At 68.1% G+C, this 23,376-nt stretch carries 22 protein-coding genes and 1 riboswitch; of the genes, 9 read left to right on the forward strand and 13 right to left on the reverse strand.

What is annotated here, in order from left to right:
• Positions 1–1,079: 1,079 nt before the first annotated feature.
• The 3 genes from AC1DBX_RS02965 to thiO all read right to left on the reverse strand — a co-directional run bounded on the left by AC1DBX_RS02965 (position 1,080) and on the right by thiO (position 3,453).
• Positions 1,080–1,904: a thiazole synthase gene (locus tag AC1DBX_RS02965; protein WP_079550362.1), complete on the reverse strand. Its 825-nt coding sequence runs from the start codon at positions 1,902–1,904 to the stop codon at positions 1,080–1,082.
• A 5-nt stretch (positions 1,905–1,909) separates the two neighbouring features.
• Entirely contained in the window at positions 1,910–2,146 is a 237-nt protein-coding gene (thiS, locus tag AC1DBX_RS02970) for a sulfur carrier protein ThiS (protein WP_230009020.1), read from the reverse strand.
• Complete coding sequence (gene thiO, locus AC1DBX_RS02975; protein WP_476931047.1) at positions 2,143–3,453, reverse strand: glycine oxidase ThiO; 1,311 nt, start codon at positions 3,451–3,453, stop codon at positions 2,143–2,145. The genes thiS and thiO overlap by 4 nt, the downstream gene beginning before the upstream one ends.
• Positions 3,447–3,567, reverse strand: a riboswitch (TPP riboswitch). (Overlaps the previous gene by 7 nt.)
• A 26-nt stretch (positions 3,568–3,593) precedes the next feature.
• Here thiO and thiE point away from each other — a divergent pair.
• The gene (thiE, locus tag AC1DBX_RS02980; protein ID WP_476850362.1) at positions 3,594–4,292 is read left to right on the forward strand and encodes a thiamine phosphate synthase; all 699 of its coding nucleotides are present in this window, start codon (positions 3,594–3,596) and stop codon (positions 4,290–4,292) included.
• Between the two features lie 37 nt (positions 4,293–4,329).
• Here the strand turns inward: thiE and AC1DBX_RS02985 are convergent, their stop codons facing one another.
• A complete protein-coding gene (locus AC1DBX_RS02985; RefSeq protein ID WP_476931048.1) occupies positions 4,330–5,004 on the reverse strand; it encodes a ferritin-like fold-containing protein in 675 nt (224 codons plus the stop codon).
• Between the two features lie 38 nt (positions 5,005–5,042).
• Here AC1DBX_RS02985 and AC1DBX_RS02990 point away from each other — a divergent pair, with 38 nt between their 5' ends.
• From AC1DBX_RS02990 to AC1DBX_RS03000, 3 genes are all read left to right on the forward strand, one after another.
• Positions 5,043–6,536 carry an RNB domain-containing ribonuclease gene (locus tag AC1DBX_RS02990; protein ID WP_476931049.1) on the forward strand — a complete coding sequence of 498 codons (1,494 nt, stop codon included), beginning with the start codon at positions 5,043–5,045 and terminating at the stop codon, positions 6,534–6,536.
• A gap of 371 nt (positions 6,537–6,907) precedes the next feature.
• Positions 6,908–8,683, forward strand: coding sequence for a DEAD/DEAH box helicase (locus AC1DBX_RS02995; RefSeq protein ID WP_476931050.1), 1,776 nt, complete (start codon positions 6,908–6,910; stop codon positions 8,681–8,683).
• A gap of 8 nt (positions 8,684–8,691) precedes the next feature.
• Positions 8,692–9,564: a DNA-methyltransferase gene (locus AC1DBX_RS03000; protein ID WP_223913905.1), complete on the forward strand. Its 873-nt coding sequence runs from the start codon at positions 8,692–8,694 to the stop codon at positions 9,562–9,564.
• Positions 9,565–9,699: 135 nt separating this feature from the next.
• Here AC1DBX_RS03000 and AC1DBX_RS03005 read toward each other — a convergent pair whose 3' ends face one another.
• Entirely contained in the window at positions 9,700–10,545 is an 846-nt protein-coding gene (locus AC1DBX_RS03005; protein ID WP_230008367.1) for a PHP domain-containing protein, read from the reverse strand.
• A gap of 123 nt (positions 10,546–10,668) precedes the next feature.
• On the opposite strand from AC1DBX_RS03005, the gene AC1DBX_RS03010 reads away from it, so the two are divergent.
• Positions 10,669–12,252, forward strand: a complete 1,584-nt coding sequence (locus AC1DBX_RS03010) for an aminopeptidase P family protein (protein ID WP_476873794.1) — start codon at positions 10,669–10,671, stop codon at positions 12,250–12,252.
• Between the two features lie 103 nt (positions 12,253–12,355).
• Here AC1DBX_RS03010 and AC1DBX_RS03015 read toward each other — a convergent pair whose 3' ends face one another.
• Complete coding sequence (locus AC1DBX_RS03015; protein WP_476931051.1) at positions 12,356–13,246, reverse strand: YflT domain-containing protein; 891 nt, start codon at positions 13,244–13,246, stop codon at positions 12,356–12,358.
• Between the two features lie 77 nt (positions 13,247–13,323).
• On the opposite strand from AC1DBX_RS03015, the gene AC1DBX_RS03020 reads away from it, so the two are divergent.
• The 3 genes from AC1DBX_RS03020 to AC1DBX_RS03030 are packed head-to-tail and all read left to right on the forward strand — an operon-like array spanning position 13,324 to position 16,569.
• On the forward strand, positions 13,324–14,607 hold the full coding sequence (locus tag AC1DBX_RS03020) for a magnesium transporter MgtE N-terminal domain-containing protein (protein ID WP_476931052.1): 1,284 nt from the start codon (positions 13,324–13,326) through the stop codon (positions 14,605–14,607).
• Positions 14,588–15,430, forward strand: coding sequence for a DUF1003 domain-containing protein (locus AC1DBX_RS03025; protein ID WP_476855771.1), 843 nt, complete (start codon positions 14,588–14,590; stop codon positions 15,428–15,430). The genes AC1DBX_RS03020 and AC1DBX_RS03025 overlap by 20 nt, the downstream gene beginning before the upstream one ends.
• Before the next feature lie 11 nt (positions 15,431–15,441).
• Positions 15,442–16,569 carry an Mrp/NBP35 family ATP-binding protein gene (locus AC1DBX_RS03030; protein ID WP_476931053.1) on the forward strand — a complete coding sequence of 376 codons (1,128 nt, stop codon included), beginning with the start codon at positions 15,442–15,444 and terminating at the stop codon, positions 16,567–16,569.
• Positions 16,570–16,666: 97 nt separating this feature from the next.
• Here AC1DBX_RS03030 and AC1DBX_RS03035 read toward each other — a convergent pair whose 3' ends face one another.
• The 3 genes from AC1DBX_RS03035 to sigE form a co-directional block, all read right to left on the reverse strand.
• Complete coding sequence (locus AC1DBX_RS03035) at positions 16,667–17,062, reverse strand: twin-arginine translocase TatA/TatE family subunit (protein ID WP_476931054.1); 396 nt, start codon at positions 17,060–17,062, stop codon at positions 16,667–16,669.
• Between the two features lie 81 nt (positions 17,063–17,143).
• Positions 17,144–17,914, reverse strand: coding sequence for a hypothetical protein (locus AC1DBX_RS03040; protein ID WP_476931055.1), 771 nt, complete (start codon positions 17,912–17,914; stop codon positions 17,144–17,146).
• 647 nt (positions 17,915–18,561) lie between these two features.
• Entirely contained in the window at positions 18,562–19,215 is a 654-nt protein-coding gene (gene sigE / locus AC1DBX_RS03045; protein ID WP_079550334.1) for an RNA polymerase sigma factor SigE, read from the reverse strand.
• 272 nt (positions 19,216–19,487) lie between these two features.
• Here sigE and AC1DBX_RS03050 point away from each other — a divergent pair, with 272 nt between their 5' ends.
• Positions 19,488–20,120 carry an O-methyltransferase gene (locus AC1DBX_RS03050; RefSeq protein ID WP_018773821.1) on the forward strand — a complete coding sequence of 211 codons (633 nt, stop codon included), beginning with the start codon at positions 19,488–19,490 and terminating at the stop codon, positions 20,118–20,120.
• 109 nt (positions 20,121–20,229) lie between these two features.
• Here the strand turns inward: AC1DBX_RS03050 and AC1DBX_RS03055 are convergent, their stop codons facing one another.
• From AC1DBX_RS03055 to AC1DBX_RS03070, 4 genes are all read right to left on the reverse strand, one after another.
• Positions 20,230–20,397 carry a DUF3117 domain-containing protein gene (locus AC1DBX_RS03055; protein WP_079550332.1) on the reverse strand — a complete coding sequence of 56 codons (168 nt, stop codon included), beginning with the start codon at positions 20,395–20,397 and terminating at the stop codon, positions 20,230–20,232.
• A gap of 253 nt (positions 20,398–20,650) precedes the next feature.
• On the reverse strand, positions 20,651–21,952 hold the full coding sequence (locus AC1DBX_RS03060; protein WP_476931163.1) for a hypothetical protein: 1,302 nt from the start codon (positions 21,950–21,952) through the stop codon (positions 20,651–20,653).
• A 101-nt stretch (positions 21,953–22,053) separates the two neighbouring features.
• Positions 22,054–22,410: a DivIVA domain-containing protein gene (locus AC1DBX_RS03065; protein ID WP_476855767.1), complete on the reverse strand. Its 357-nt coding sequence runs from the start codon at positions 22,408–22,410 to the stop codon at positions 22,054–22,056.
• A gap of 48 nt (positions 22,411–22,458) precedes the next feature.
• Positions 22,459–23,352 carry an LOG family protein gene (locus AC1DBX_RS03070; RefSeq protein ID WP_476850350.1) on the reverse strand — a complete coding sequence of 298 codons (894 nt, stop codon included), beginning with the start codon at positions 23,350–23,352 and terminating at the stop codon, positions 22,459–22,461.
• Between the last annotated feature and the right edge of the window lie 24 nt (positions 23,353–23,376).

Raw genomic sequence — 23,376 nt, forward strand, 5'->3', positions numbered from 1 at the left:
CACAAGGAACACTGGAGCATCCAGATGCGCACCGGCATACCCTGGTTCATCCCGCCACCCCACCTCGACCCAGCCCAGACACCCCGCCGGAACACCTACTTCCGCCTGGAGTGACCCCGTGGCCGCCGCGTGACAGACGCCCTGACGGCCGGGTCACCGTGGGGGTCGAACGGCAGCGGCCCGGACGGCCGGGTGGAACAGATACTTCCGCCCCCACCAGTAGCGCCCCGCGGCGCCTACGGCTAGTCCCGCCGACACGTCACCGCCTCCACCGCGCGCAATATCGGCTGCGACTTCGACATGATCCCCGTCGTCCTCGGCGGCGAGGGCCAGGTCCTGGACACCGGCCGAATCTCTCCGCGTCCGGGGGCGAAGCCCACCCAATCACGTAGTAGTTCCGCGCCGGAACCACTGGGCTGGACAACGGGACAGGTCGATAATAAGAGCTCTGGGAGCGGTGGTTATTCCTCAGAGAATCTTGCGCCGAAGACTCACGATTGCAACGCAGTTAGGGCTGCGATAGTTTGTGCCTTGAACGACACAATCATGTGGAACCTGGGACGCCACTGTTAGGTGGCGCTCAAGTGTGGATATGAGCCACGCGCGTACTCTTTCAAGAAGGGTTTCGCTCGATGGCAAGCTGCACCAAGATCACCTACTCCACCCCCTGGCACGCGAACCGCGCGCTCAAGGAAATCATCCGGCAGGGCTCGTCATCTGGGGGCAAGTTGCCCGCGAGCGTATACCCATGCGGAGGCTGCAAGGGATGGCACCTGACCTCGAAAAGGGCAGCTGGAAAGGCAAAGAAGTGGCAACGCCATTCTTCGTGAAAGTTTCACCAGCGCGCTAATGGGACCCTGCGTACTCGCACAACCACGTGATCCACGAGGACTGTGGACCATCCGGATGCGGACCGACGGCATACCCGGTTCGTCCCCGCCGCACGTCGACCCGGCCGGGCCGGACCGGGCCGGGCCGGGCCGGGCCTACCGATGATCGCGCCGGCGCGTCATCAAGAGCAAGGGTGATAAGGAGGTCCGGCCGGCGCAACCAGATCAGCCCCGCCGGCCGAGCGGGCGTTAGAGGAACTCGGCCCGGCCTTCCATTGCCGAGGACGCCAATGCGTGTTCCCGCCGCGGGATCCTGCCGGCCGCTTTCGCCAGCCTGCCGGCGATGACGGCATGTTTGAAGGCCTCGCCCATGAGCACCGGATTCTGCGCACGGGTCACCGCCGTAGCCAACAGCACGGCGTCGCAGCCGAGTTCCATCGCTAGGGCAGCGTCCGAGGCCGTGCCGATCCCGGCATCCAGCACCACGGGCACGGACGCGCGCGAGACGATCAGCTCGATGTTGTGCGGGTTCAGGATGCCCAGTCCGGTGCCGATCGGGGCGCCCAACGGCATCACGGCCGTCGCGCCGAGGTTTTCGAGCCGGAGGGCAAGCACGGGGTCGTCGTTCGTGTAGGCGAAGACCTTGAAGCCTCGGGCCACGAGCTGTTCGGTTGCGTCCACGAGTTCGACGGCGTCCGGCAGCAATGTGTGCTCGTCGGCAATGACTTCGAGCTTGACCCAGTCCGTTTCCAGGGCCTCCCGCGCCAGCTCGGCGGTGAGGACGGCGTCCTTGGCGGTGAAGCAGCCTGCCGTGTTGGGCAGTACCCGGATCTGATGGTCCTCGAGCAGCTGGAACAGCGAGCCCGTCTCCGCCGGCGAATAGCGGCGCATCGCCACCGTGGTCAGCTCCGTCCCGGACGCCACCAGCGCCGCCCCGAGCCCGTCCAGGCTCGGCGCACCGCCGGTTCCCATGATGAGGCGGGAGCCGAGCCTTACGCCGTCGACCACGAACGGATCGGCCACCGCACCGGTCATGGGGACGGCCTGTGTTCCTGCGAACGTCGTCTCGTTCATGCTGGTCATCCTCCCTGGACTGCCGTGACAAGTTCGACGTCGTCGCCGTCGGCGAGCGCCGTGGCGTGCCACTGGCTGCGCGGCACCACTTCGGCGTTGCGGGCGACGGCGACACCGAGCTTCCGCCCGTCGGCGGCGCGGCCGTCGGGGCCGATGCTCCGGCCAGTGAGCTGGCTGACGAGTGTGGAGACGGAGGCGCCGTCGGCGACGCTCTGATCCGTTCCGTTAAGTCGGATGTTCATGCTGCTTCCTTCTTGGGGCTGTCCCCGGACGTAACCGGGAGGCGGGAAAAACGGTCGGGGCGGAACCCGGCCCAGCGCGGGTCCGGCGTGAAGTCCATGAGTTGCCGGCACACGGCGGCAGCGGCGGGGGTCAGCAGGACGCCGTGCCGGAAGAATCCTGTGGCGATGATGAGTCCCGGGACGTCGCCGCCGTCCGCTTGTGCGACCCGCCCCAGCAGCGGGGCATTGTCCGGGGTTCCTGGCCGCGCCCGCGCCGTGGCTTCCAAAAGCTCCAGCTCGGCGACCGCAGGCACCAGCTGCTGGGCATCCCGCAGCAGCTGGTAAATGCCGCCGGCGGAAACTGCGTGCGGATCCGACGGTCCATCCTCCCGCTGGGTGGCCCCGATCACCACGGTGCCGTCCTGGCGGGGGACGATGTACACCGGGATGCCGCGCACCATGCCCCGCACGGTGGCCGTGAGCAGCGGCTGCAGATGCGGAGGCACGCGGAGCCGGAGGATGTCGCCGTAGACGGGCCGCAGCGGCAGCGCCAGCCCGGCCGGCAGCTCCTCGAGCGCGGCGGCGCCGAGCCCGTTGGCGACCACGGTCTCGGCAGCCCGCACGGTACCGCCGCCGGCCAACCGCACACCCGCCACCTGTCCGTCCTGCCACAGCAGGCCTGCCGCGCGCCGCCGGACGAAGCTGCCGCCTTCCGCACCGAGCACGCCCGCGAGCCGGGTGATCAGCAGGCGGGGGTCCACCTGGTGGTCGGCCGGGATGTCGAAGGCACACGAGATGCCGGGACTCAGCAGGGGCTCCCGGGTGCGCGCCTCGCGCACTGTCAGCGGCTCCACGGCCAGGCCGCATGCCTGCTGGACTTCCCTCAAGTCCGCGAGCGCGCGCCGGTCCGCCGCGTCGGCCCCCACCGCCAGGGTCGGCGTCGTTAAGTAGCCGGTACCTGCCGGCGAATCCGCGCCAGCGGCACCGGCGTCTAGAGCCGCAGCGAATCCTGGCCACAACCGGGAGGCTTCAAGCATCAGTTCCAGGAGCTGTTCCTCCTGGTAGTGCAGTTCACTCACGGGGGCCAGCATGCCGGCCGCGGCCCAGCTGGCTCCGCTGCCGGGAGCATCATCGATCAGGACCACGGATCGGCCCGAGCGGATGGCCTCGAACGCGATGCCATGGCCGATCACCCCGCCGCCGATCACGGCCACGTCGGCAGTCGTGTCCCCCGCGATGATTCCCTCTGCGGTACCGGTCCCTGTGTCACAAACCTGGGCGGCGGCGTCATTTGCGGCTCCGGCTGCACGGCCTGCTCGTGTGCCCATGAAGAATTCCTTCCCTACGCCGGTACTAGCCGGATCAGGTCAAGCGGTCGGCTCTGACGCCCTCTCAGCCGGGCAGCGGCGACATGGCTGCTGCGGGCTCCCGCGGTATGCGCCCAGTTTAGAGGAACTAGGCTGGTCCCATGAGCCAGGACCCTCTCCACACCACCGCCCGCCTCTATCTCTGCACCGACGCCCGCAGGGACCGCGGCGACTTCGAGGACTTCGTGGACGCCGCCTTCGCCGGCGGCGTGGACATCATCCAGTTGCGCGACAAGTCGCTCGAGGCCTCCGAGGAGCTGGAACTGCTGGAGGTCCTGCACACCGCGGCGCAGCGCCACGGGCGGCTGTGGGCCGTCAATGACCGGGCGGACATCGCCTCCCTGTCCGGGGCTCCGGTGTTCCATGTCGGCCAGAAGGACATTTCGCTCGACGCCGCCCGCGGCTTTCTCGGCAAGGATGCCGTGATCGGCCTGTCCACCCACAGCCCGAAGCAGGTGGACGCCGCCATCGCTGCCGCGCCAGGCCGCAAAGGGCTCGATTATTTCTGTGTGGGCCCCGTGTGGGCGACGCCCACCAAGCCCGGACGCGCCGCCGTCGGCCTCGATCTGGTGCGCTACGCCGCCCAGGCGATCGGCGGGGCGGACGCGGAGGGAACCGGCAAGGTCGACGAAAGCGTGCTGCCGTGGTTCGCGATCGGCGGGATCGACCTCAGTAACGTGGAGCAGGTAGTCGATGCCGGTGCCCGGCGGATCGTCGTGGTCCGGGCGATCACCGACGCCACTGATCCGGCCCACGCCGCCGGAGCCTTGCTGGCGGCGCTGGACGCCGCCGCATCCTAAGCAGGTCCCCAGACCGTAATGCCGGCCGGCACTGAAACTATCCGGCGAGACCCAGCTCCGTCATCCGGCGCGCGTGGTTCGCTGCAAGTTCGGCCGCCAGGCCATTGACCAGCGCCCGGGCGCCGGCGTCGTCGAGCCCCGACAGTCCGCCGAGGAACGCGTGCTCAGCGCTGACACGCTGGGCGTGGTTCAGTACTTCCCCCAGCAGACGCCTGGCCCACAACGCCAGGCGCGACGCCAGCCGGGGGTCATCGGCCAGGGCCGCCTTGATGCGCGCCTGCAGCACGGCCGTGGACTCACCGGTGGAGCGAACCTGCCCGATCAACTCACGGGTCGCGGCGTCGACGTACCGGCCCACGACGCTGTAAAAGTCCGCGGCGACCGTGTCGATCACGTAGGCCTTCATGAGGGCCTCGTACCAGTCCGACGGGCGCGTGCGTTCGTGGAAGTGGTCCACCGCGGGCTGGAACGGCAGCATGGCGGCCTCCGTATCCAGGCCCATGTGTTCGAGCCGGATTCGGACGAGTTCGTAATGCTGGAACTCGACCACCGCCATCCTGCCCAGCAACGCACGGTCATGCAGCGTGGGCGAATACCGGGCACTCGAGGACAGCCGCTCGAAGGCGGAAAGCTCGCCGTACGCCAAGACTCCCAGCAGGTCGGCAATGAAGCTGTTGTAGAGGGCAGGATCGTCCGCAGTTGCGCTCATCATCCAAGACTAATAGCGGAAATCGGGCTACCCTGATTTTCGTGTCCCATCATCGCCTGACCCCCAGTGTCCACGAGCAGCAGAACCAGCTTGCCGGGGCACTCAAGGCGTTGCGCACCACGCTGGAACTGCCCGGCCCGTTCCCCGAGGATGTGCTGCGCGACGCGGAGGCGGCGGTGGCCGAGCACAAGCTCCCGGACCTTGACCTCACGCACGTCGAGTTCGTGACCATCGATCCGGCATCGTCCACCGACCTGGACCAGGCCCTGTTTATCGAACGGAGCAACGGCGGCTACAAGGTCTTCTACGCCATCGCCGACGTCCCCTCCTTTGTCGCCCCGGGCGGGGCGCTGGACGCCGAGACCCGGCGCCGCGGCCAGACCTTCTACACCCCGGACGGCCGGATTCCGCTGCATCCGGAGATCATCAGCGAGGCCGCCGGCAGCCTGCTCGCCGGGCAGCTGTGCGCGGCGTTCGTCTGGGAGTTCGAACTCGACGCCGCGGCAGAGGTCGCCTCGGTCCTCGTGCGCCGGGCACAGGTCCGCAGCCGCGCGAAGCTCAACTACAAAGGCGTCCAGGCCGAGCTCGACGCCGGCACCGCGGCGCCCGTGCTGCAGCTGCTGAAAGAAGTAGGCCTCAAACGGGTGGAACTGGAACGACTGCGCGGCGGTGCGAGCCTGAACATGCCGGAACAGGAGATCCAGCAACTGCCCGACGGCGGCTACCGGATCGTAGCGGCCCCGCCGCTGCCGGTGGAGGACTGGAACGCCCAGATTTCACTCATGACCGGGATGGCCGCCGCGGCGCTCATGCTCCAGGGCAAAGTCGGCATCCTGCGCACCATGCCCGCCCCGGACGAGGCATCACTGCGCCACTTCCACCGGCAGACCCACGCCCTCGGCAAGCCCTGGGACGGGGAAATGCGCTACGGCGAGTACCTGCGGACCCTTGACCCGACGGACCCCCGGCAGCTGGCCATTGTGCATTCGGCCGGGATGCTCTTCCGCGGCGCCGGATACACACCCTTCGACGGCACAGTGCCCAACGCCGCCGTCCAGTCCGCCATCGGCGCCGCCTACGCCCATTCCACGGCACCGTTGCGGCGGCTGGTCGACCGCTTCGTGCTGGTAATCTGCGAGGCCCTGAGCAACGGCACCGAAGTTCCTGCCTGGGCCCGGGAGGCGCTGCCGTCCCTCCCTGCCATCATGGGCACCTCGGACCAGCTGGCCGCGAAACTGGAGCGGCTGTCGCTGGACACCGTTGAGGCGGCGCTGCTCGTCAACCACGTCGGCCAGGAATTCGACGCTGTCGTCATCTCCGGTCCCAAGCCGGCCAAGGGCACCAACGGCGCCAGCAACGGCAACGGCGGGAAGACCAACGGCAACGGAAACGGCCCGTCCGGGATCGTCCAGATCGCCGAGCCCGCCGTGACCGCACGATGCCCCGGCGAGCTGGAACCGGGCACCAAAGTCCGGGTCCGGGTGGTGTCCTCGGACATCGCCACACGGGAAATCCAGTTGGAGCTCGTGGGCTGACGGCCCCCTATCGGTCCGTTGACGGCCCGCTGGCGGTCCGCAGGCCGTCCCCAGCCAGCGCTCCCGGCCGCCCTCCCGGTCACTTCCCAAGGCGCAATCACCCGCCCAGTCGAGGATCCACGCCTTGTACAGCTAGACTGAAGAGGTAGAAATGGATGCCCGGTCGTTGATTTCCATGATTTTCGAATTCAACAAGCCCGCCCCTACGCGATCTTGAGATACACCCGCTGGTCCCCAGTGCCAGCATTTAGATAGCCCGCGATCGGCTTCCACTGGAATTGCTTGCGCGCCTGAGCGTGCTCCGGAACGGCCACCACGGTCGGCCCCGTTGAGCAAGCAGCGCAGCCCAAAATGAATAAGGAAACTCCCCTGTGAGTGAATTGCACACGCACCAGCTTCTGACCGATGAGTCCGGCACGGAGACCATCGAGCCCGAAGAGACCATCATCTCGGACGAAAAGCCGCACGAGATTGCCGAGAAGACCTTTGCCGACTTCAATGTCCGCGCGGACATCGTGGAGTCACTGGCCGACGCCGGCATCACCCACCCCTTCCCGATCCAGGCCATGACCCTGCCGGTCGCACTGGCAGGGCATGACATCATCGGCCAGGCCAAGACCGGTACTGGCAAGACCCTCGGCTTCGGCATCCCGGCGCTGCAGCGCGTCGTGGGCCGGGACGACGCCGGCTTCGACAAACTGGCCGTTCCCGGCGCCCCGCAGGCCCTGGTGATCGTGCCCACCCGCGAGCTCGCCGTCCAGGTAGCCAAGGACCTCGAAAACGCCGCCAAGAAGCGCAACGCCCGCATCGCCACCATCTACGGTGGCCGCGCTTACGAGCCGCAGGTCGAGGCGCTGCAGAACGGCGTCGAGGTTGTCGTCGGCACCCCCGGCCGCCTGATCGACCTCTTCAAGCAGAAGCACCTGAGCCTGAAGAACGTCAAGATCGTCATCCTCGACGAAGCCGACGAGATGCTGGACCTCGGGTTCCTGCCGGACGTCGAGACCCTGATCGCCGGCACGCCCGCGGTCCGCCAGACGCTCCTGTTCTCCGCCACCATGCCCGGCCCGGTCATCGCCATGGCCCGCCGCTACATGACCCAGCCGACCCACATCCGCGCCGCGGACCCGGACGACGAGGGCCTGACCAAGCGCGACATCCGCCAGCTGATCTACCGTGCCCACAGCATGGACAAGGTGGAAGTGGTGGCCCGCATCCTGCAGGCCCGCGGACGCGGCCGGACCATCATCTTCACCAAGACCAAGCGCACGGCCGCGAAGGTGGCCGAGGAACTGGTGGACCGCGGTTTTGCTGCGGCCGCCATCCACGGTGACCTCGGCCAGGGCGCCCGCGAACAGGCGCTGCGCGCCTTCCGCAACAACAAGGTGGACGTCCTCGTTGCCACCGACGTCGCCGCCCGCGGCATCGACGTCGACGACGTCACCCACGTGATCAACTACCAGTGCGTCGAAGACGAGAAGATCTACCTGCACCGCGTGGGCCGCACCGGCCGTGCCGGCAACAAGGGCACCGCCGTGACCTTTGTCGACTGGGACGACATGCCGCGCTGGGGGCTCATCAACAAGGCCCTCGGCCTGAGCTACCCCGAGCCCGTGGAAACCTACTCATCCTCGCCCCACCTGTTCGAGGAACTCGACATCCCCGCAGGCACCAAGGGCCGGCTGCCGCGCGACAAGCGTGTGCTGGCCGGGGTCGACGCGGAGGTCCTCGAAGACCTTGGCGAGACCGGCAAGAAGAACTCGCGCACCAGCGCAAAGGACGGCGGAAGGGACGGCGCAAAGGACGGCAGCCGCACGAGCAGCCGTGACGGCGCCCGCGAAGGCAGCCGCACGAGCAGCCGTGACGGTGCCCGCGAGGGCAGCCGGACCGGCGGACGTGACTCGCGCCGCAGCGGCACCGAAGCCGGCGGACGCTCCGGGGACCGCCGTCGCCGTCCCGCCGAGGCCGATGCCGCCACGGCGTCCACTGCGAACGGACAGGGACCGGAAGCTGCTGCCGCCGCGCCGGCGAAGGCCCCCACCGAGGTGGACCGGGCGACCCGTGCCCGGCGCCGGACCCGCACCCGCCGCCGCAACGGCGAGGTAGTGGCCGGCGGCGACGCACAGCCGAGCGGCGCCGAGGCCTAATCCCCTCCATGACTGACACCGTCTGGGCGCCGGACGGCAGCAACCTGGTGGTTCACGCGGACAACGCGGAATACCTCCCCACGCTGCCGGACGGCGCCTTCACACTGATTTACGTGGACCCGCCCTTCAACACCGGCCGGGTCCAGCGGCGCCAGGAAACCAGGATGGTGCTCAACGCCGGCGGCGAGGGTGACCGCGTCGGGTTCAAGGGCCGGTCCTACGACACCATCAAGGGCGCCCTGCACAAGTACGACGACGCGTTCAGCGACTACTGGTCCTTCCTCGAGCCCCGGCTCGTGGAGGCCTGGCGGCTCCTGGCCGACGACGGCACCCTGTACCTGCACCTGGACTACCGCGAGGTGCACTACGCAAAGGTCATGCTGGACGCGATCTTCGGCCGCGAATGCTTCCTGAACGAGATCATCTGGGCGTACGACTACGGTGCACGGGCCAAGTACCGCTGGCCCACCAAGCACGACAACATCCTCGTCTACGTCAAGAACCCGGCGAAGTACCACTTCGACAGCGCCGAGGTGGACCGTGAGCCCTACATGGCGCCCGGACTGGTGACCCCCGCCAAGCGCGAGCTCGGCAAGCTGCCCACGGACGTGTGGTGGCACACGATCGTTTCGCCGACCGGCAAGGAGAAAACCGGCTACCCGACGCAGAAGCCGGAGGGGCTGATCCGCCGCGTGGTTGCGGCCTCGAGCCGGCCGGGCGACTGGTGCCTGGACTTCTTCGCAGGTTCCGGCACGCTCGGGTCCGTGGCCGCGAAACTCGACCGCAGGTTCGTGTGCGTGGACCAGAACCAGCCGGCCATCGACGTGATGGCCAAACGCCTGGCCGCGCAGGCGCAGTTCACGTCTTTCCCGACCCTCTGACCCGCCGCCCTCACCACGCCCCGCCGTTCCCGCCCGTTGCGCTAACACTTGTGGCGGCTATTCGGGTCCTGGGGGGCCTCATAGGGACGCTAAGTGATAGCTCAACACGGGTCCAGGGTCTCAGCGGACTGGGTCTCAGCGCACCACGGACGAGCCCGTGCCCAGTTCCTCGATCCGGGCAAAGACTTCTGCGGAGGTCAGATTCTCGCCCAGCAGGTTCGGCTTTCCCGCGCCGTGGTAATCGGAGGACCCTGTGATCAGCAGGCCATAGCGTTCGGCGATGCGGCGCAGGAACGTCCGGCCCTCCTCGGGGTTGTCCCGGTGGTAGATTTCCAGGCCGGCCAGGCCGGCATCGATCATCTCCCGGTAGGTCCCCTCCCCCACGATCCGGCCGCGGGCGGATGCCACTGGGTGGGCGAACACCGGGACGCCCCCGGCTGCACGGACCAGTTCGACGGCGAGCGCCGGCTCCGGCGCATAGTGCTGGACCCAGTAGCGCGAGCGTGCTGTGAGGATGGAACCAAAAGCCTCGGCCCGGTCTTCCACCACACCGGCCGCGACGAGCGCGTCGGCGATGTGGGGGCGGCCCAGGGTGGCACCCGGCGCGACGTGATGAATCACGTCGTCCCATGTCAGCGGGTAGTCCTCCGACAAAAGGGTGACCATCTTCTGCGCCCTCGTGTGCCGGGCGTCCTTGGACTTGGTGATTTCCTCAAGCAGCCCGGGATGCGCGGGGTCGTGGAGGTAGCTGAGCAGGTGAACGCTGATGCCTTCCGCGGTGCGGCAGGAGATCTCCATCCCCGGGACCAGCGCGACCCCGGCTTTCCGGGCTGCGACGGCGGCCTCCGCCCACCCGGCAGTGGAATCGTGATCGGTCAGGGCGACGACGTCGAGGCCCGCGGCGGCGGCGGACTCCATGACGCCGGCCGGCGCCTGAGTGCCGTCGGAAACGTTGGAGTGCGCATGCAGGTCGATCCTCACCTCACCAGCCTAGTAGATGGCAGGATCCAAAGCCTCGGCCCCTTCGTGCCGGGGCCCTGCAGCGGCCCTGCACCGCGAGCGCGCCGTTGGCCTAAGCCGCGGCGCTGGTGAGACTATGGGACGGTGAACGATGCAGATAACACCCTAGTCTCCGCTTCCCAGCCCCTCGAAGAGCGCGTCAACAACCGCTCGCAGCGGCCCAGCTCCGACGCCTTCAAGGCCTTCATGGCCAGCAACTGGGCGCCGGCCTCGCAACAGCTCCCCGAGCGGGATGCCGTCGCGGGCCACGCCGCAGGCCGGCGCCGCTCCATCTCAGGCCAGTTCAAAGGTGAACGCCTGGTCATCCCCGCCGGCCCGCTGAAGGTCCGCTCGAACGACTGCGACTACCGCTTCCGGCCGCACTCCGCCTTCGCGCACCTCACCGGCCTCGGCCTGGACCACGAACCTGATGCGGTCCTGATCCTGGAACCGGTAGCGGAGGGCACCGGCGACGACGGCGGAAACCACCACGCCACGCTGTACTTCCGCCCGTTGGCCGGCCGCGACACCGAGCAGTTCTACGCCGATTCCCGCTCCGGGGAGTTCTGGATCGGCGCACGCCCGACCCTGGCCGAGTTCAAGGCCAAGCTGGGACTGGACACGGCCGACATCGCCGAACTCGAACTGGCCATCACCAAGAATGTCGGTGCGCCGGAGATCGGCGGAATCTCCATCAGGCTGGTCCGCAAGGTTGACGAGAACATTGATGCCCTCGTCGACACTGCCCGCTACAACACGGCCAAGGACCCCGACAACCTCGACCTGAGTGTGCTCGACGCCCTGGACGAGAAACTCACAGAGGCCCTCTCGGAACTGCGCCTGCTCAAGGACGAGTGGGAAATCGAACAGATGAAGATCGCCGTCGCCGCCACCGTGGCCGGCTTCACGGAGGTGGTCAAGGCGATCCCGCGGGCGCTGACCCACCACCGCGGCGAGCGCGTCGTGGAAGGGGCGTTCTTCGCCCGGGCCCGCGAAGAAGGCAACGAGCTCGGCTACGACACCATCGCCGCCTCCGGCAACAACGCCACCGTGCTGCACTGGACCCGGAACACCGGCAAGATCAACGCCGGCGAACTGCTGCTCCTGGACGCCGGAGTCGAGGCCGACTCCCTCTACACCGCGGACATCACCCGCACCCTGCCGGCCAACGGCAAGTTCTCCGAGGTCCAGCGCAAGGTCTACGAGGCAGTGCTCGACGCCGCCGACGCCGGCTTTGCCGCTGCCCAGCCGGGCACGAAGTTCCGGGACATCCACACCGCAGCCACCACGGTGCTGGCCGAGCGGCTCGCCGAATGGGGCCTCCTGCCCGTCTCCGTCGAGGAAGCCGTGAGCACCGAGGGCCAGCAGCACCGCCGGTGGATGCCGCACGGCACCAGCCACCACCTCGGCCTCGACGTCCACGACTGCGCCCAGGCGAAGCGGGAACTCTACCTCGACGGCGTGCTCACGCCCGGCATGGTGTTCACGATCGAACCCGGCCTGTACTTCAAGAACGAGGACATCGGCATCCCCGAGGAATACCGCGGCATCGGCGTCCGGATCGAGGACGACATTCTCATGACGGCCGACGGGCCGGTCAACCTCAGCGCCGCACTGCCGCGCAAGGCCGACGACGTCGAGTCCTGGATGGCGGGCATCTACCTGGAAGTGGACGGCCAGACGCCGTAGGTCAGCCAGGCAGTATATAGCAGCAAGAAAGGGAGCGTCCCCGCACCGGGGCGCTCCCTTCTTGCTGCTATTTGCTGCTACTTGCTGCTGTTTCCTGCCTGAATCAGTGCTGCTGGCCGTCCTGGCCTGCCGCGGGCTTCTCGCTGTCCGTGACCCTGACCCCGTACTGCGGGCGGCCGTCGGGGAGATCCGGATAGCTCACCCCGGAAACGCGGCCGGCCGGGCGGGCCGCCGCCTCCTCAGCCGCGGCCGGTGCCGTCGGAGCGGGGCCTGCGGGGCCCTCCTGCTGGGGTGCACCGCCCTGGTACTGTCCGGCGGGGTCTGCGCCGGTCTCCGGCGTTCTCTGGCCGTACGGGTCGTTCCAGCCCGCGGGGCGCTGCGGCGCATGGCTCTGCTGTCCCGGCTGCTGCGGGCCCGGCTGCTGCGGTGCCTGATGGCGGTAGTCCTGCTGCGCGAAACCGCCGGCTGCGGCACCGGACGCGTCATGCGCCGTCATGGGCAGCTGGTGGAGCAGGCGCCGCGCTTCGCCGGCGGCCTCGAAGGAGACCACGACGTCGTAATTGGTCGCCACCACCTGGCTGGTTGAGGTGAAGTCACGCTTGCCGCGCTGCATGGCGTACGTGACGATGCCAAACAGCATGAAGAACGCTGCACCCATCAGCACTGACGTCACAATCGAGAAATAACCGGGGGTTGTGGAGAAGAACGACAGCATGACGCCGACGAACAGGCCGAACCACATGCCGCTGAGGGCGCCGGAGAGGGCGACGCGGGGGTAGGTAAGCCGGCCGGTCACCCGCTCGACCATCTTCAGGTCATTGCCCACGATCGACACCATCTGCACGGGGAACTGCTGGTCAGCCAGGTAGTCCACCGCCTTCTGGGCATCCAGGTAGGAGTTGTAGGAACCGACAACGTCGCCTCTCGGGACGGTGCGTGCCTCGTCCGAGCCGTTGGGGGCACCGGCCCTGGGAGCACCAAAAATGTTTGACATATGCCCATTCTCACCCATCGGGCTGGTGTGCGGCTGGAAATTCAGCTAAAAGAGAGCAGACTCGGTAGCCTGTAGGGGTGAGCACGAATCTTTCGCGAGTGTTTGTCGCGCGCCTCCTCGGACTGGACGTCTTCGACCCATTGGGTGACCGTCTGGGTCGGCTGCGCGACGTCGTGGTGCTCTCCCGCGGAACCAAGGGCGCCCCGCACGTGGTGGGCATCGTCGTCGAGGTCCCCGGCAAGAAGCGCGTCTTCGTGCCGATGACCCGGATTACGTCCATAGACCAGACCCAGGTCATCTGCACCGGGCTGGTCAATCTTCGCCGTTTCGAACAGCGCGGCGCGGAAACCCTCGTGGTGGCCGAAATGTTCGACCGCCGGGTGACCCTTGCGGACGGCAGCGGCGACGCAACCATCGAGGACATCGCCATGGACCGGCACCGCTCCGGCGACTGGTTCGTCAGCAAGCTCTTCGTCCGCCGCGGCCACTCCCTCTCGCCCCTGAGCCGGCTGCGCCGCAATGAAACCCTCATCATCGACTGGGCCGATGCCCGGCAAGGCGCCAAGACCGAGCCCCAGGCCGCCACCCAGTTCGTGGCCACGCACGAGGACCTCAAGCCCGCCGACTTCGCCGAGGCCCTGCAGGAAATGAGCGACAAGCGCCGCTTCGAGGTTGCGAGCGAACTCCAGGACCAACGGCTCGCGGACGTCCTGCAGGAGATGCGCGAAGGTGATCAGGTGGAGATCCTCTCCGCCCTGGACGTCAACCGTGCCGCCGACGTCCTCGAGGAGATGGATCCGGACGACGCCGCCGACCTCCTCGCCGAACTCCCCAGCGCCCAGGCTGAAGAACTCCTGCAGTTGATGGAACCTGAAGGCGCCGAAGACGTCCGCCGCCTGCTCGAATACGACGAGGACACCGCCGGCGGGCTCATGACGCCCGTGCCGGTGATCCTGCCCCCGGAAGCAACCGTCGCCGAGGCCCTCGCGCACGTACGCCGGGAGGAACTCTCCCCCGCCCTGGCGTCGTCGATCTTCGTCGCCCGGCCCCCGTTGGAGACGCCGACGGGACGATTCCTCGGCGTCGTCCATATCCAGCAGCTCCTGCGCTTTCCGCCGCCGGAGCCGCTGGGCAATCTGGTGGACAAAAGCCTGGAGCCGGTCTCCGACCAGGCCCACATCAGCGAGGTCGCCCGCGCGCTGGCAACGTACAACCTCAACTCGCTTCCAGTTGTCAACGATGACGGACGGCTTGTGGGGGCGGTGACTGTTGACGACGTGCTTGATCATCTGTTGCCGGACGACTGGCGCGCCCACGAGGACGATGCCCCGATAAGAAAGCTTGGAGGCCGCATTGGCTGATCCCACAGCACCACGGACCTCCAATGTCCGCCCTGGCGGCAGGACCACCGGCGGCCTCGACACGCCACTAAGCGGCCGGCAGCGTATCCTGCCCAACTTCCGTCCCGACCCGGACGCCTTCGGCCATGCCACGGAAGGCTTCGCCCGTTTCATGGGCACCCCCGCGTTCCTGATGTACATGACGGTGTTCTGCTTGTTCTGGCTGGGCTGGAACACGTGGGCGCCGGAGGAATGGCAGTTCGATTCACGGGCGCTGGGCTTCACGCTGCTGACCCTCATGCTGTCCCTGCAGGCCTCCTACGCCGCGCCCCTGCTGCTGCTGGCCCAGAACCGCCAGGACGACCGCGACAAGGTCTCGCTGCAGCAGGACCGCCAGCGGGCCGAGCGCAATCTCTCCGACACTGAATACCTGACCCGGGAACTTGCGTCCCTGCGCATCGCGCTGCGCGAGGTCGCCACCCGCGATTACGTCCGCGCCGAGCTCCGCAGCCTGCTGGAGGACATGCTGGAGGCCCAGGAGGAACTGCGCACCCACGATCCTTCCGCCGGCGCCCACGAGACCCCGCGGGAAAAGGTCAAGGAAAAGATGAAGGAGCGACGCGACAAGCAGCGCAGCCCCCGGACCCAGCAAATCCCCCGGGTAAAAGCCGGCGGCAAGCGCGATGACCCGGCGAGGGACCGTGCCCAGGGCTCTTCGCAGGGCTCTTCGCAGGACCCGACAGGGAACCCTTCGGGGAAACTGCCGAACCCGTCGGCGAACCACTCCGGGGCCGCGGCCGATCCCACCCGCCAGCCCGCACACCGCACCATCCCCGAAAGCTGAGCATCGCCCGCATGAGCACCCCGCTGGAACAGGCAGTGCACGGCGCACTTGCCACCGTGATCGACCCTGAGCTCCGCCGCCCCATCACCGAGCTCGGCATGGTGGAGTCCGTTGAGATCGGCGACGGCGGCCGCGTGCGGATCGCGGTGCTGCTGACCATCGCGGGCTGCCCGCTGCGCGGAACCATCACGGCGGACACCAAGGCTGCTCTGTCCGCCGTCCCGGGCGTCACCGGCGTGGACGTGGACCTCAAAGTCATGACGCAGGTCCAGCGCGACGCCCTCAAGGAGCAGTTGCGGGGCGCCGGCGCCCAGCGCGGCATCCCGTTCAACGCGCCGGGCTCGCTGACCAAGGTGTACGCCGTCGCCAGCGGCAAGGGCGGCGTGGGCAAGTCCTCGGTCACGGTCAACCTGGCGTGCGCCCTGGCCGCCCAGGGGCTCCGTGTAGGGATCGTGGACGCGGATGTGTACGGTTTCTCCGTTCCGGCGCTGATGGGCATCACACAGGCCCCCACGCGGGTGGACGACATGATCCTGCCGCCCGTGGCCTACGGGGTCAAGGTCATCTCCATCGGCATGTTCGTCACCGGGAACCAGCCCGTGGCGTGGCGGGGCCCGATGCTGCACCGGGCGCTGGAGCAGTTCCTCACCGACGTCTACTTCGGCGACCTCGACGCCCTCTTCCTGGACCTGCCCCCCGGCACCGGCGACATCGCGATCTCCGTCGCCCAGCTGCTGCCCAAGGCGCAGATCCTCGTCGTGACCACCCCGCAGGCGGCCGCCGCGGATGTTGCCGAGCGGGCGGGTGCGATCGCCACCCAGACGGGCCAGACCGTGGCCGGCGTCGTGGAAAACATGTCCTACCTTGAAATGCCCGACGGCGGCAGGATGGAACTGTTCGGCAGCGGCGGCGGCGCCGTGCTCGCCGGGCGCCTCTCGGCCACCGTGGGTGAGGACGTGCCGCTGTTGGGCCAGATTCCACTCGAAGTCCTGCTGCGTGAGGGTGGGGATTCCGGAGTGCCGCTGGTGCTGGGCCGTCCGGAGACGCCTGCGGCCGTGGCCTTGGCGGGGATCGCCGGCAGGCTGGCGTCGGTTCCCCGCGGCCTCAAGGGCATGCCGCTGGGTCTGCAGCCCCGCTGACAGCGCCCCGTGCCGGCGGATGCCGACACGGATGCCCGCTGACAGCGCCCGGCCGCATCCCTGCGCAGGCACTGCGGCAGGCCCGCCGCGGGAAGTCCTAGGTCGCCTCTGAGTCGAAGGGTGCCGGTTCGCCCTCGGGCAGCCGCTCGAGCACCCGCTCGGGGCGGTGCGCGGCGACAGCAGTCGCGGCAGCGGCCGTGGAGACCGTTGCCGGTGCCCCGGCGCTCATCGGCTTGGTGTCATCGTCAAGGAGCACTTCCTTGATGATCCGGCGGGGATCGTACTGGCGCGGATCGTACTTCTTCCAGTCGACCTCATCGATGTCGATGCCGACTTCTTCCTTGATCTGTTCCCGCGCACCTGACGCCATCCGGCGCACTTCCTTGACAATATTGGCAAGTTTTTGGGTGTATTCGGGCAGCCTGCTGGGACCAATCACCAGAAGGCCGATGATCAGCAGAAGTAAGAACTCCGGTCCATTGATTCCAAGCACTTTAGGAAGGTTACCCTCTCGCTCGGGCTGGCGACGATTCCGCGAAGTCCGTATGCCGGCCATGTCCGGCCCGTCCCTGCCTCACGGTGCCAGGTGCTCCAGGATTCGGCTCAATCCGCGCTCGATCCGTTCCGGAATTCCGTTGTGCGAGGCCGGCACGGGAGTGCCACTGCTGACCCGGGTCAGCGCGGCAACGCCGTCGTCCGCCTGCTCGGCCGGCAGGTCCGAAATGTACGTGTATGTCGCCGCCGACGTCTGGTAGATGGCCCGGTAGGGCGGGGCGGGGTTGACCCAAAGAAAGCCATACCCGGGTTCGGGGGCGGCCGACGGCGTGCCGGCCCTGGCCGGGATAAAGCCGTCAGCCACGGCGGCGTGTCCGGTCAGCACGTTGATGGGCGAATCTTCGGCCCGTGCGGGTGCGGGGGGCGCCGCGGGCGCCCGCGTCGAAGCGTGCTGCTCAAGGACCGTGGCGAAGTGCCGGCCATCCGTGAGGCGAAGTTCCAGGACCTCGTCCCCGGAGATGACGCCGGCACGGGCCCAGATGAGGTGGAATCCGAGTTCGCGCAGCTCCGGACATGTCCACCCCTGCGACCGGAACGCAGCAAGCTCACCGGTGTTCAGCGTCCCGGCAGGGGTGAAGTCGGGCTCGCCGCCGAGGCCGAACGCAACACGGGGCCCGGTTCCCTCAGCGCCGGGGACGCCGGATCCGCTGGCGTCGAACAGCTCCGTTGCACCGAGCGGCTCACCGCTGCCGGGCAGCCCGGGGGCATCCGGGCGGGCGAGGGTGGCAGTCCCTGCGCCCTCGGCGGGGACCGCGTCGTCGCCTCCCATGACGTACGCGGTGCCGGTCATGAGGGCCAAAGCGGCGACGGCTCCGCCGACAGCAAGCACCGGCAGGCGCGGGCCGCGGCGACGGGCGCCGTGTGGACCCGCGGCGGCGGCGCGACCGGCGACCGGTCCCGCCGTCCCTGGCCGACCCGGCACGGGGTGTCCTGCCGGGAACCGGTCCGAGGGCCACGGACGATGGCCGGCCCCGGCGGCGTCCGCCGCGCCCGGCCGTTCCGCTGCATCCAATACGTCCGCTGTGTCCGCCGGGTCGGGGCGTTCCGCCATGGCCCGTTCCGGAGCTGAAGGTGCAGAAGGTGTAGGAGCCGTAGGTGCCGGAGCTGTAGCTGTAGCTGTAGCTGCAGGCACCGTAGCTTCCGGGGCTGTTTGTTCCCGCTCCGCTTCGGCTGTCCGTTCAGCCGCCGCCCGTTCCGCGGCCAGCTGACCGGTCCGTGCAAGGAGCCGTGCAGTCAGGTCCTCACTGGCCTCGGGCACGGCGGCGCCGCGGAGCTTCTCGAGGTACTGGCGTTCGCGCTGTTGCCGGGCGCGGCATTCGGCACACGATTCCACGTGATCGTGGCGGCCGGCGGCCCATTTCCGGGTAGCCCCGGGCCCGCCCCAGAACCTGCAGCCTGGTGCTCCCAGCAGCCGTCTCAGCAGACCCATTGACCGGTTCAGAGGAGGCCGGCGATGCGCGGCATCTTGAGCCGCGGCTTGAGGGACTGCTTGGCCGGCTGCGCCGGGCGCGGGTCGCGGTGCGCGAGCTTTTCACGGAGCATTGTCCGGCCGCGGTGAATCCGGGACCGGACGGTCCCGAGTTTGATGTCCAACGCGGCGGCGACTTCGTCGTAGGAGAGCCCTTCGAGGTCGCACAGCACGACGGCGGCGCGGAAGTCGGGCGGAAGTTCCTCGAGCGCTGCCTGGACATCGACGTCGAGGTTGTTGAATTCGAAGCTTTGCTCCGGCCCGGGCTCCCGGCCCGGCAGCCGCGACTCGGCGTCGTCGGCCAACGCATCAAAGCGGATCCGGCTCTTGCGCCGGGCCTGGTCCAGGAACAGGTTGGTGGTGATCCGGTGCAGCCAGCCATCGAGCGTGCCGGGCTTGAAGTTCTCGAGCGAACGGAAGACCCTCACAAACACCTCCTGGGTGAGGTCCTCGGCGTCGTACTTGTTTCCGGTCAGACGGTACGCAAGGCGGTAGACCTTGGCGGAGTGGTTCGTCACCACTTCCTCCCAGGTCGGCCGGACCCATTCGGCTTCCGCCGCGGTCCGGGACTGGCCGGTTGAATCTGTTGCCTCTGTTGCCGGGACAGGTGCCAGAATCGACATCGTCCACTCCCCTCGTGGATGGTACCTACGCCTGAATTGTGCCTGCTTGCACAGGTTCCTGCACCCTTCATTCGACGCCGATCACCACGCGGATGAGCGGATACCCATCATTTCAAAATAAGCTGGGAATTTCCTGATCCACCGCGGTCTTCCGCCGAAGGCAGAACGACCCCCTCCGGCCGGGGCCACGGTGCTGCCGCTTCCGCGTCCCGTCACGCCGGACACAGTACGCTGTAGGGAACACTCCCCTGCCGCCCAGAAAGCGATATCCCATGAGCGCCGATAAGTCCACGAGCTGGTCCTATGCAGAAGATCTGCCTGCCGAGGATGAGGTCCTGTTGCACGCGCGCGAACGGTCCTTCGAGCTTGGCGTGACCCCGATCGGCCCCGGCGTGGGCGCCGTGCTGACGGTGCTGGCGGCGGCGTCCAAGGCACAGACCGCCGTGGAGATCGGCACCGGCGCAGGCGTGTCCGGCGTGTGCATCCTGCGCGGGCTGGGTCCGCAGGCTGTCCTGACCACTATCGACGTCGACGTCGAACACCTCAAGGCAGCCCGCGAAGCGTTCCAGGAGGCCGGCAGCCCCGCCAACCGCACCCGCACCATTTCGGGCCGGGCCGGGGATGTCCTGCCCCGGCTTACGGACGGCGCCTATGATCTCGTCTTCATTGACGCGGACAAACCGAACTACCCCAGTTACGTCGAACAGGCCGTGCGGCTGCTCAAATCCGGCGGGCTGCTGATCGTCAACGATGCCCTCGACAAGGACCGGGTCGCGAACCCGGCCGCCCGGGAAGCCACCACCGTGGTGTTGCGCCAGATCGGCAAGTCCATCCGCGACGACGACCGTCTCGCTTCCGCCATGCTGCCCACCGGAGACGGCCTGCTGATCGCGGTGAAGAAGTAGCCGCCAGGATTCACTAGCCCGGGTGCAGGGGCGGGCGCTGACAGCAAAGGGCGGGGTCCGCAGCCTGGTGGCCGGGACCCCGCCCTGTTGCAAAGCTCTTGGCGTGACGCTATTCGGTGACGCCGACGAGGCATTCCTTGAGGTTCGTCGCCTCAGCGGCATTGAGTTCGACTACAAGCCGCCCCCCGCCTTCGAGCGGAACACGCATGATCAGGCTTCGTCCCTCTTTCGTCACTTCCATAGGGCCGTCGCCGGTGCGTGGTTTCATTGCCGCCATAAGGAATATCCCCTCCATTAGTCCCTGACATACCAGCCCGGCCGGGCTGCGTCCGCTTGGCCAATCAAGCCGTCCGGCAGCGCTCCAGGAGGCTGCCGTGACCGGCAAACTCACAAATAAACCGCTTACAAACTGTGTGCTTCTTGTCCTTGCTTATCCTCTATTATCGCGTAACAATCCGCCCGTAGCTAATCGTTGGACTTTCCAGCGCGTCCCGCCAGGCCGGGCCGGCACCGCCAAATGGTGCTGTGCGTCACGGCGGGTAGTCCCCTCCGCCCGGCAGTTGCGCCCACGCCCACAGCCACACAATCCAGACGACCTGCAGCAGCACGAACATGACCACCACGGTGCCGCGGTAGGCGCGGGAACGCGAGAGAAGGGCGGCGCTGAGGGCGAGCGGGAACAGCGGCAGCAGCATCCTGAACGTGCTGGTCTGGGGGTGCAGGAAGACCAGCAGGTAGCCCATATAGCAGCAGCACCAGAGCCTCAGCTCGGTGCCCAGGGCGACGACCGGCCGGGACATCATCAGCAGCGTGAACGCGGCAACGAACACGAAGGGAGCCAGCACGCCGAAAGTCGGCCCGAAGAGCATGATGCCGGCGTCGAACCATGGCTTGAACGGCACCAGGTCTTCGCCGCGCCATGCGGTTTCGGTCTTGGTGTAGGCGCCCGGATCGCCGGTCGCGGCCCAGGCGATGGCTGGCCACAGCAGGGCACCGATGCCGCTGACGGCGGTGAGCCCGCCCAGTGACCACAGCTCGGCGTTGCCGGGGAGGGCGAGGCCGTCCCGGCGCTGCACTGTGACGCCCTGTGTCGCGGGGCTCTGGTTCGCGGGGTGTTGTGCCGTGGCGTGTTGTGCCGTGGGATGCTGCACAGTGCGGGTCTGCGCAGTACGGGTTTGCGCAGTACGGGTTTGCGCAGTGAGGCGCTGCCAGAGACGGTAGAGCAGCAACAGGCCCATCATCGCGGCAAACGGAACCCCGGTAGGCCGGGAAAGGCACATCAGGACCACAACGGGCATGGCCCACAGGTACCGGCGCTCCATGACAAGCAGCAGCGCGGCGCCGAGGAGCAGCAGGTTGAGGGATTCGGCGTAGGGCACCTGCAGCACCGGCGCCACCGGGAAAGCCGCCAGGAACACGGTCCCCCAGAGCGCCGTGCGGTGCGTGGCCCGGTGCCGGAAAATTCTGTACGCCACGAGGGCTGCACCCACACCGGAGACCAGGGCGATGGCCGTCAGGGACCACGCCGGGCCCGTGCCTGTCAGCCCGGACACCACCCGGCCCAGCACCGGAAACAGGGGGTAGAAGGCCCACGTGTTCTCCTGGACGGTGCCGGCGTCGTCGGTCGGCAGAAGCGCCGGATACCCCGCCTGCAGCGCTTGGGCGTACCAGCGGGCATCCCAGATATTGATGAAGTTCCAATAGTCGGGCTTGGCGGGAAACCACGGATTCACGCCCTGGTGCAGGGCGGCGGCCATGAAGATGCAGGCGCTGACCAGCCTGGCGGCGATGTAAAGTCCGGCTACCTGCGCCCACCAAGGCCACCGCGCCATCCCGGCGCCCGCGGCGGCGATGCGGCTCCACAGGGCCGCGTTCAACCCCTGGGGCTTCCGGGCCCCAGGCGCCGCGACGGTCTTCGGGTCTTCCACGCGGCTCACGGACGCTGTTCGGTCGGCGGACGGAGGCGCTCCAGTTCCTCCCCGAGTGCCTCGATCTCCTGGTCCTTGGCGGTGATCTGCTCCCGCAGGTCATCCAGGACCTGATCCACCTGGTCCATCCGGTAGCCGCGGAGTCCGACGGCGAAGCGCAGACGGTCAATGTCCGCCGCGGCCGCGCGCTCGGGCAACAGGACCGGCGGCAGGGATGCGACCGGCTCGTCGAAACCGTCGTCAAAGGAACCGCCCGCACCGCCGTCCCGGCGGCGACGGAAGATTTTCGGTGCCAGGCCGGTGCCCAGGAGGACGGCGACGCCGATCAGCACAATCGCCAGGAAAACCAGGAAAAGACTCACTAGACCATCGTGCCAGAAGCCGGACGCCGGAGCGCTCAGGCGGACGGATCAGCCCCGCGTTCCCTTGATGTTTGCCGTGCCGGTCCCGTTGGTGGAGCCGCCGTTCGGGTTCCGGTGGCGGGCGGCGCCTTCCACGACCAGCTCGACGGCCCGCGCGGGGTCGTCCACCACCTGCACGAGGTCCAGGTCCTCGGCCGAGACCATTCCCTCCGCGACGAGCGTGTCCCGGACCCACTCGAGCATGGGGCTCCAGAAAGCGGTTCCCACCAGGACGATCGGGAAGGAAGTGACCTTGCGGGTTTGGACCAGGACCATGGCTTCGAAGAGCTCATCCAGGGTGCCGAGGCCGCCGGGGAGCACGATGAAGCCCTGGGCGTACTTGACGAACATGGTCTTGCGGGCGAAGAAGTACCGGAAGTTGATGCCCAGGTCCACCCACTGGTTCATACCCTGTTCGAAGGGCAGTTCGATTCCGAGCCCCACGGAGACGCCGTTGCCCTGCACGGCGCCCATATTGGCGGCCTCCATCGAGCCGGGGCCGCCGCCCGTGATCACGGCCAGGCCGGCCTCGGCCAGCCGGCGTCCGACCTCGACGCCGAGCTCGTAGTTCGGGCTCCCCGGCACGGTGCGGGCGGAACCGAAGACGCTGACTGCCGGACCGAGATCGGCCAGCGCGCCGAATCCTTCCACGAACTCGCTCTGGATCCGCAGCACGCGCCAGGGGTCGGTGTGGACGAACTGTCCCGGCCCTTTGGTGTCCAGCAAGGTCTGGTCGGACATCGTGACCTTGGCGGCCTTGCGGCGCAGCTCAAGCGGACCCTTGTGGCGGATCCCGTTGGGCGCCGGTGTGCTCCGGGCCTCCCTTGCCGGCTTTCCGCCGGGATTCTGTTCCGGGTTCTGTTCGGCGTTCTGCTTGGGGCCGTGCTGCGGATCGGTACTCATGCCCATAGGCTAGCGCGGAACTCG

The sequence above is a fragment of the Arthrobacter sp. 10N44_2 genome (assembly GCF_056394385.1).

Coding starts and splice junctions, on each gene's coding strand:
- AC1DBX_RS03070 (WP_476850350.1), bottom strand. CDS start 23,352: ATGAGTACCGATCCGCAGCACGGCCCCAAGCAGAACGCCGAACAGAAC.
- AC1DBX_RS03040 (WP_476931055.1), bottom strand. CDS start 17,914: ATGACCGGCACCGCGTACGTCATGGGAGGCGACGACGCGGTCCCCGCC.
- AC1DBX_RS02965 (WP_079550362.1), bottom strand. CDS start 1,904: ATGAACGAGACGACGTTCGCAGGAACACAGGCCGTCCCCATGACCGGT.
- AC1DBX_RS03030 (WP_476931053.1), top strand. CDS start 15,442: ATGAGCACCCCGCTGGAACAGGCAGTGCACGGCGCACTTGCCACCGTG.
- thiO (WP_476931047.1), bottom strand. CDS start 3,453: ATGGGCACACGAGCAGGCCGTGCAGCCGGAGCCGCAAATGACGCCGCC.
- thiS (WP_230009020.1), bottom strand. CDS start 2,146: ATGAACATCCGACTTAACGGAACGGATCAGAGCGTCGCCGACGGCGCC.
- AC1DBX_RS03055 (WP_079550332.1), bottom strand. CDS start 20,397: ATGGCGGCAATGAAACCACGCACCGGCGACGGCCCTATGGAAGTGACG.
- sigE (WP_079550334.1), bottom strand. CDS start 19,215: ATGTCGATTCTGGCACCTGTCCCGGCAACAGAGGCAACAGATTCAACC.
- AC1DBX_RS03060 (WP_476931163.1), bottom strand. CDS start 21,952: ATGGCGCGGTGGCCTTGGTGGGCGCAGGTAGCCGGACTTTACATCGCC.
- AC1DBX_RS03000 (WP_223913905.1), top strand. CDS start 8,692: ATGACTGACACCGTCTGGGCGCCGGACGGCAGCAACCTGGTGGTTCAC.
- AC1DBX_RS02985 (WP_476931048.1), bottom strand. CDS start 5,004: ATGATGAGCGCAACTGCGGACGATCCTGCCCTCTACAACAGCTTCATT.
- thiE (WP_476850362.1), top strand. CDS start 3,594: ATGAGCCAGGACCCTCTCCACACCACCGCCCGCCTCTATCTCTGCACC.
- AC1DBX_RS03050 (WP_018773821.1), top strand. CDS start 19,488: ATGAGCGCCGATAAGTCCACGAGCTGGTCCTATGCAGAAGATCTGCCT.
- AC1DBX_RS03015 (WP_476931051.1), bottom strand. CDS start 13,246: ATGTCAAACATTTTTGGTGCTCCCAGGGCCGGTGCCCCCAACGGCTCG.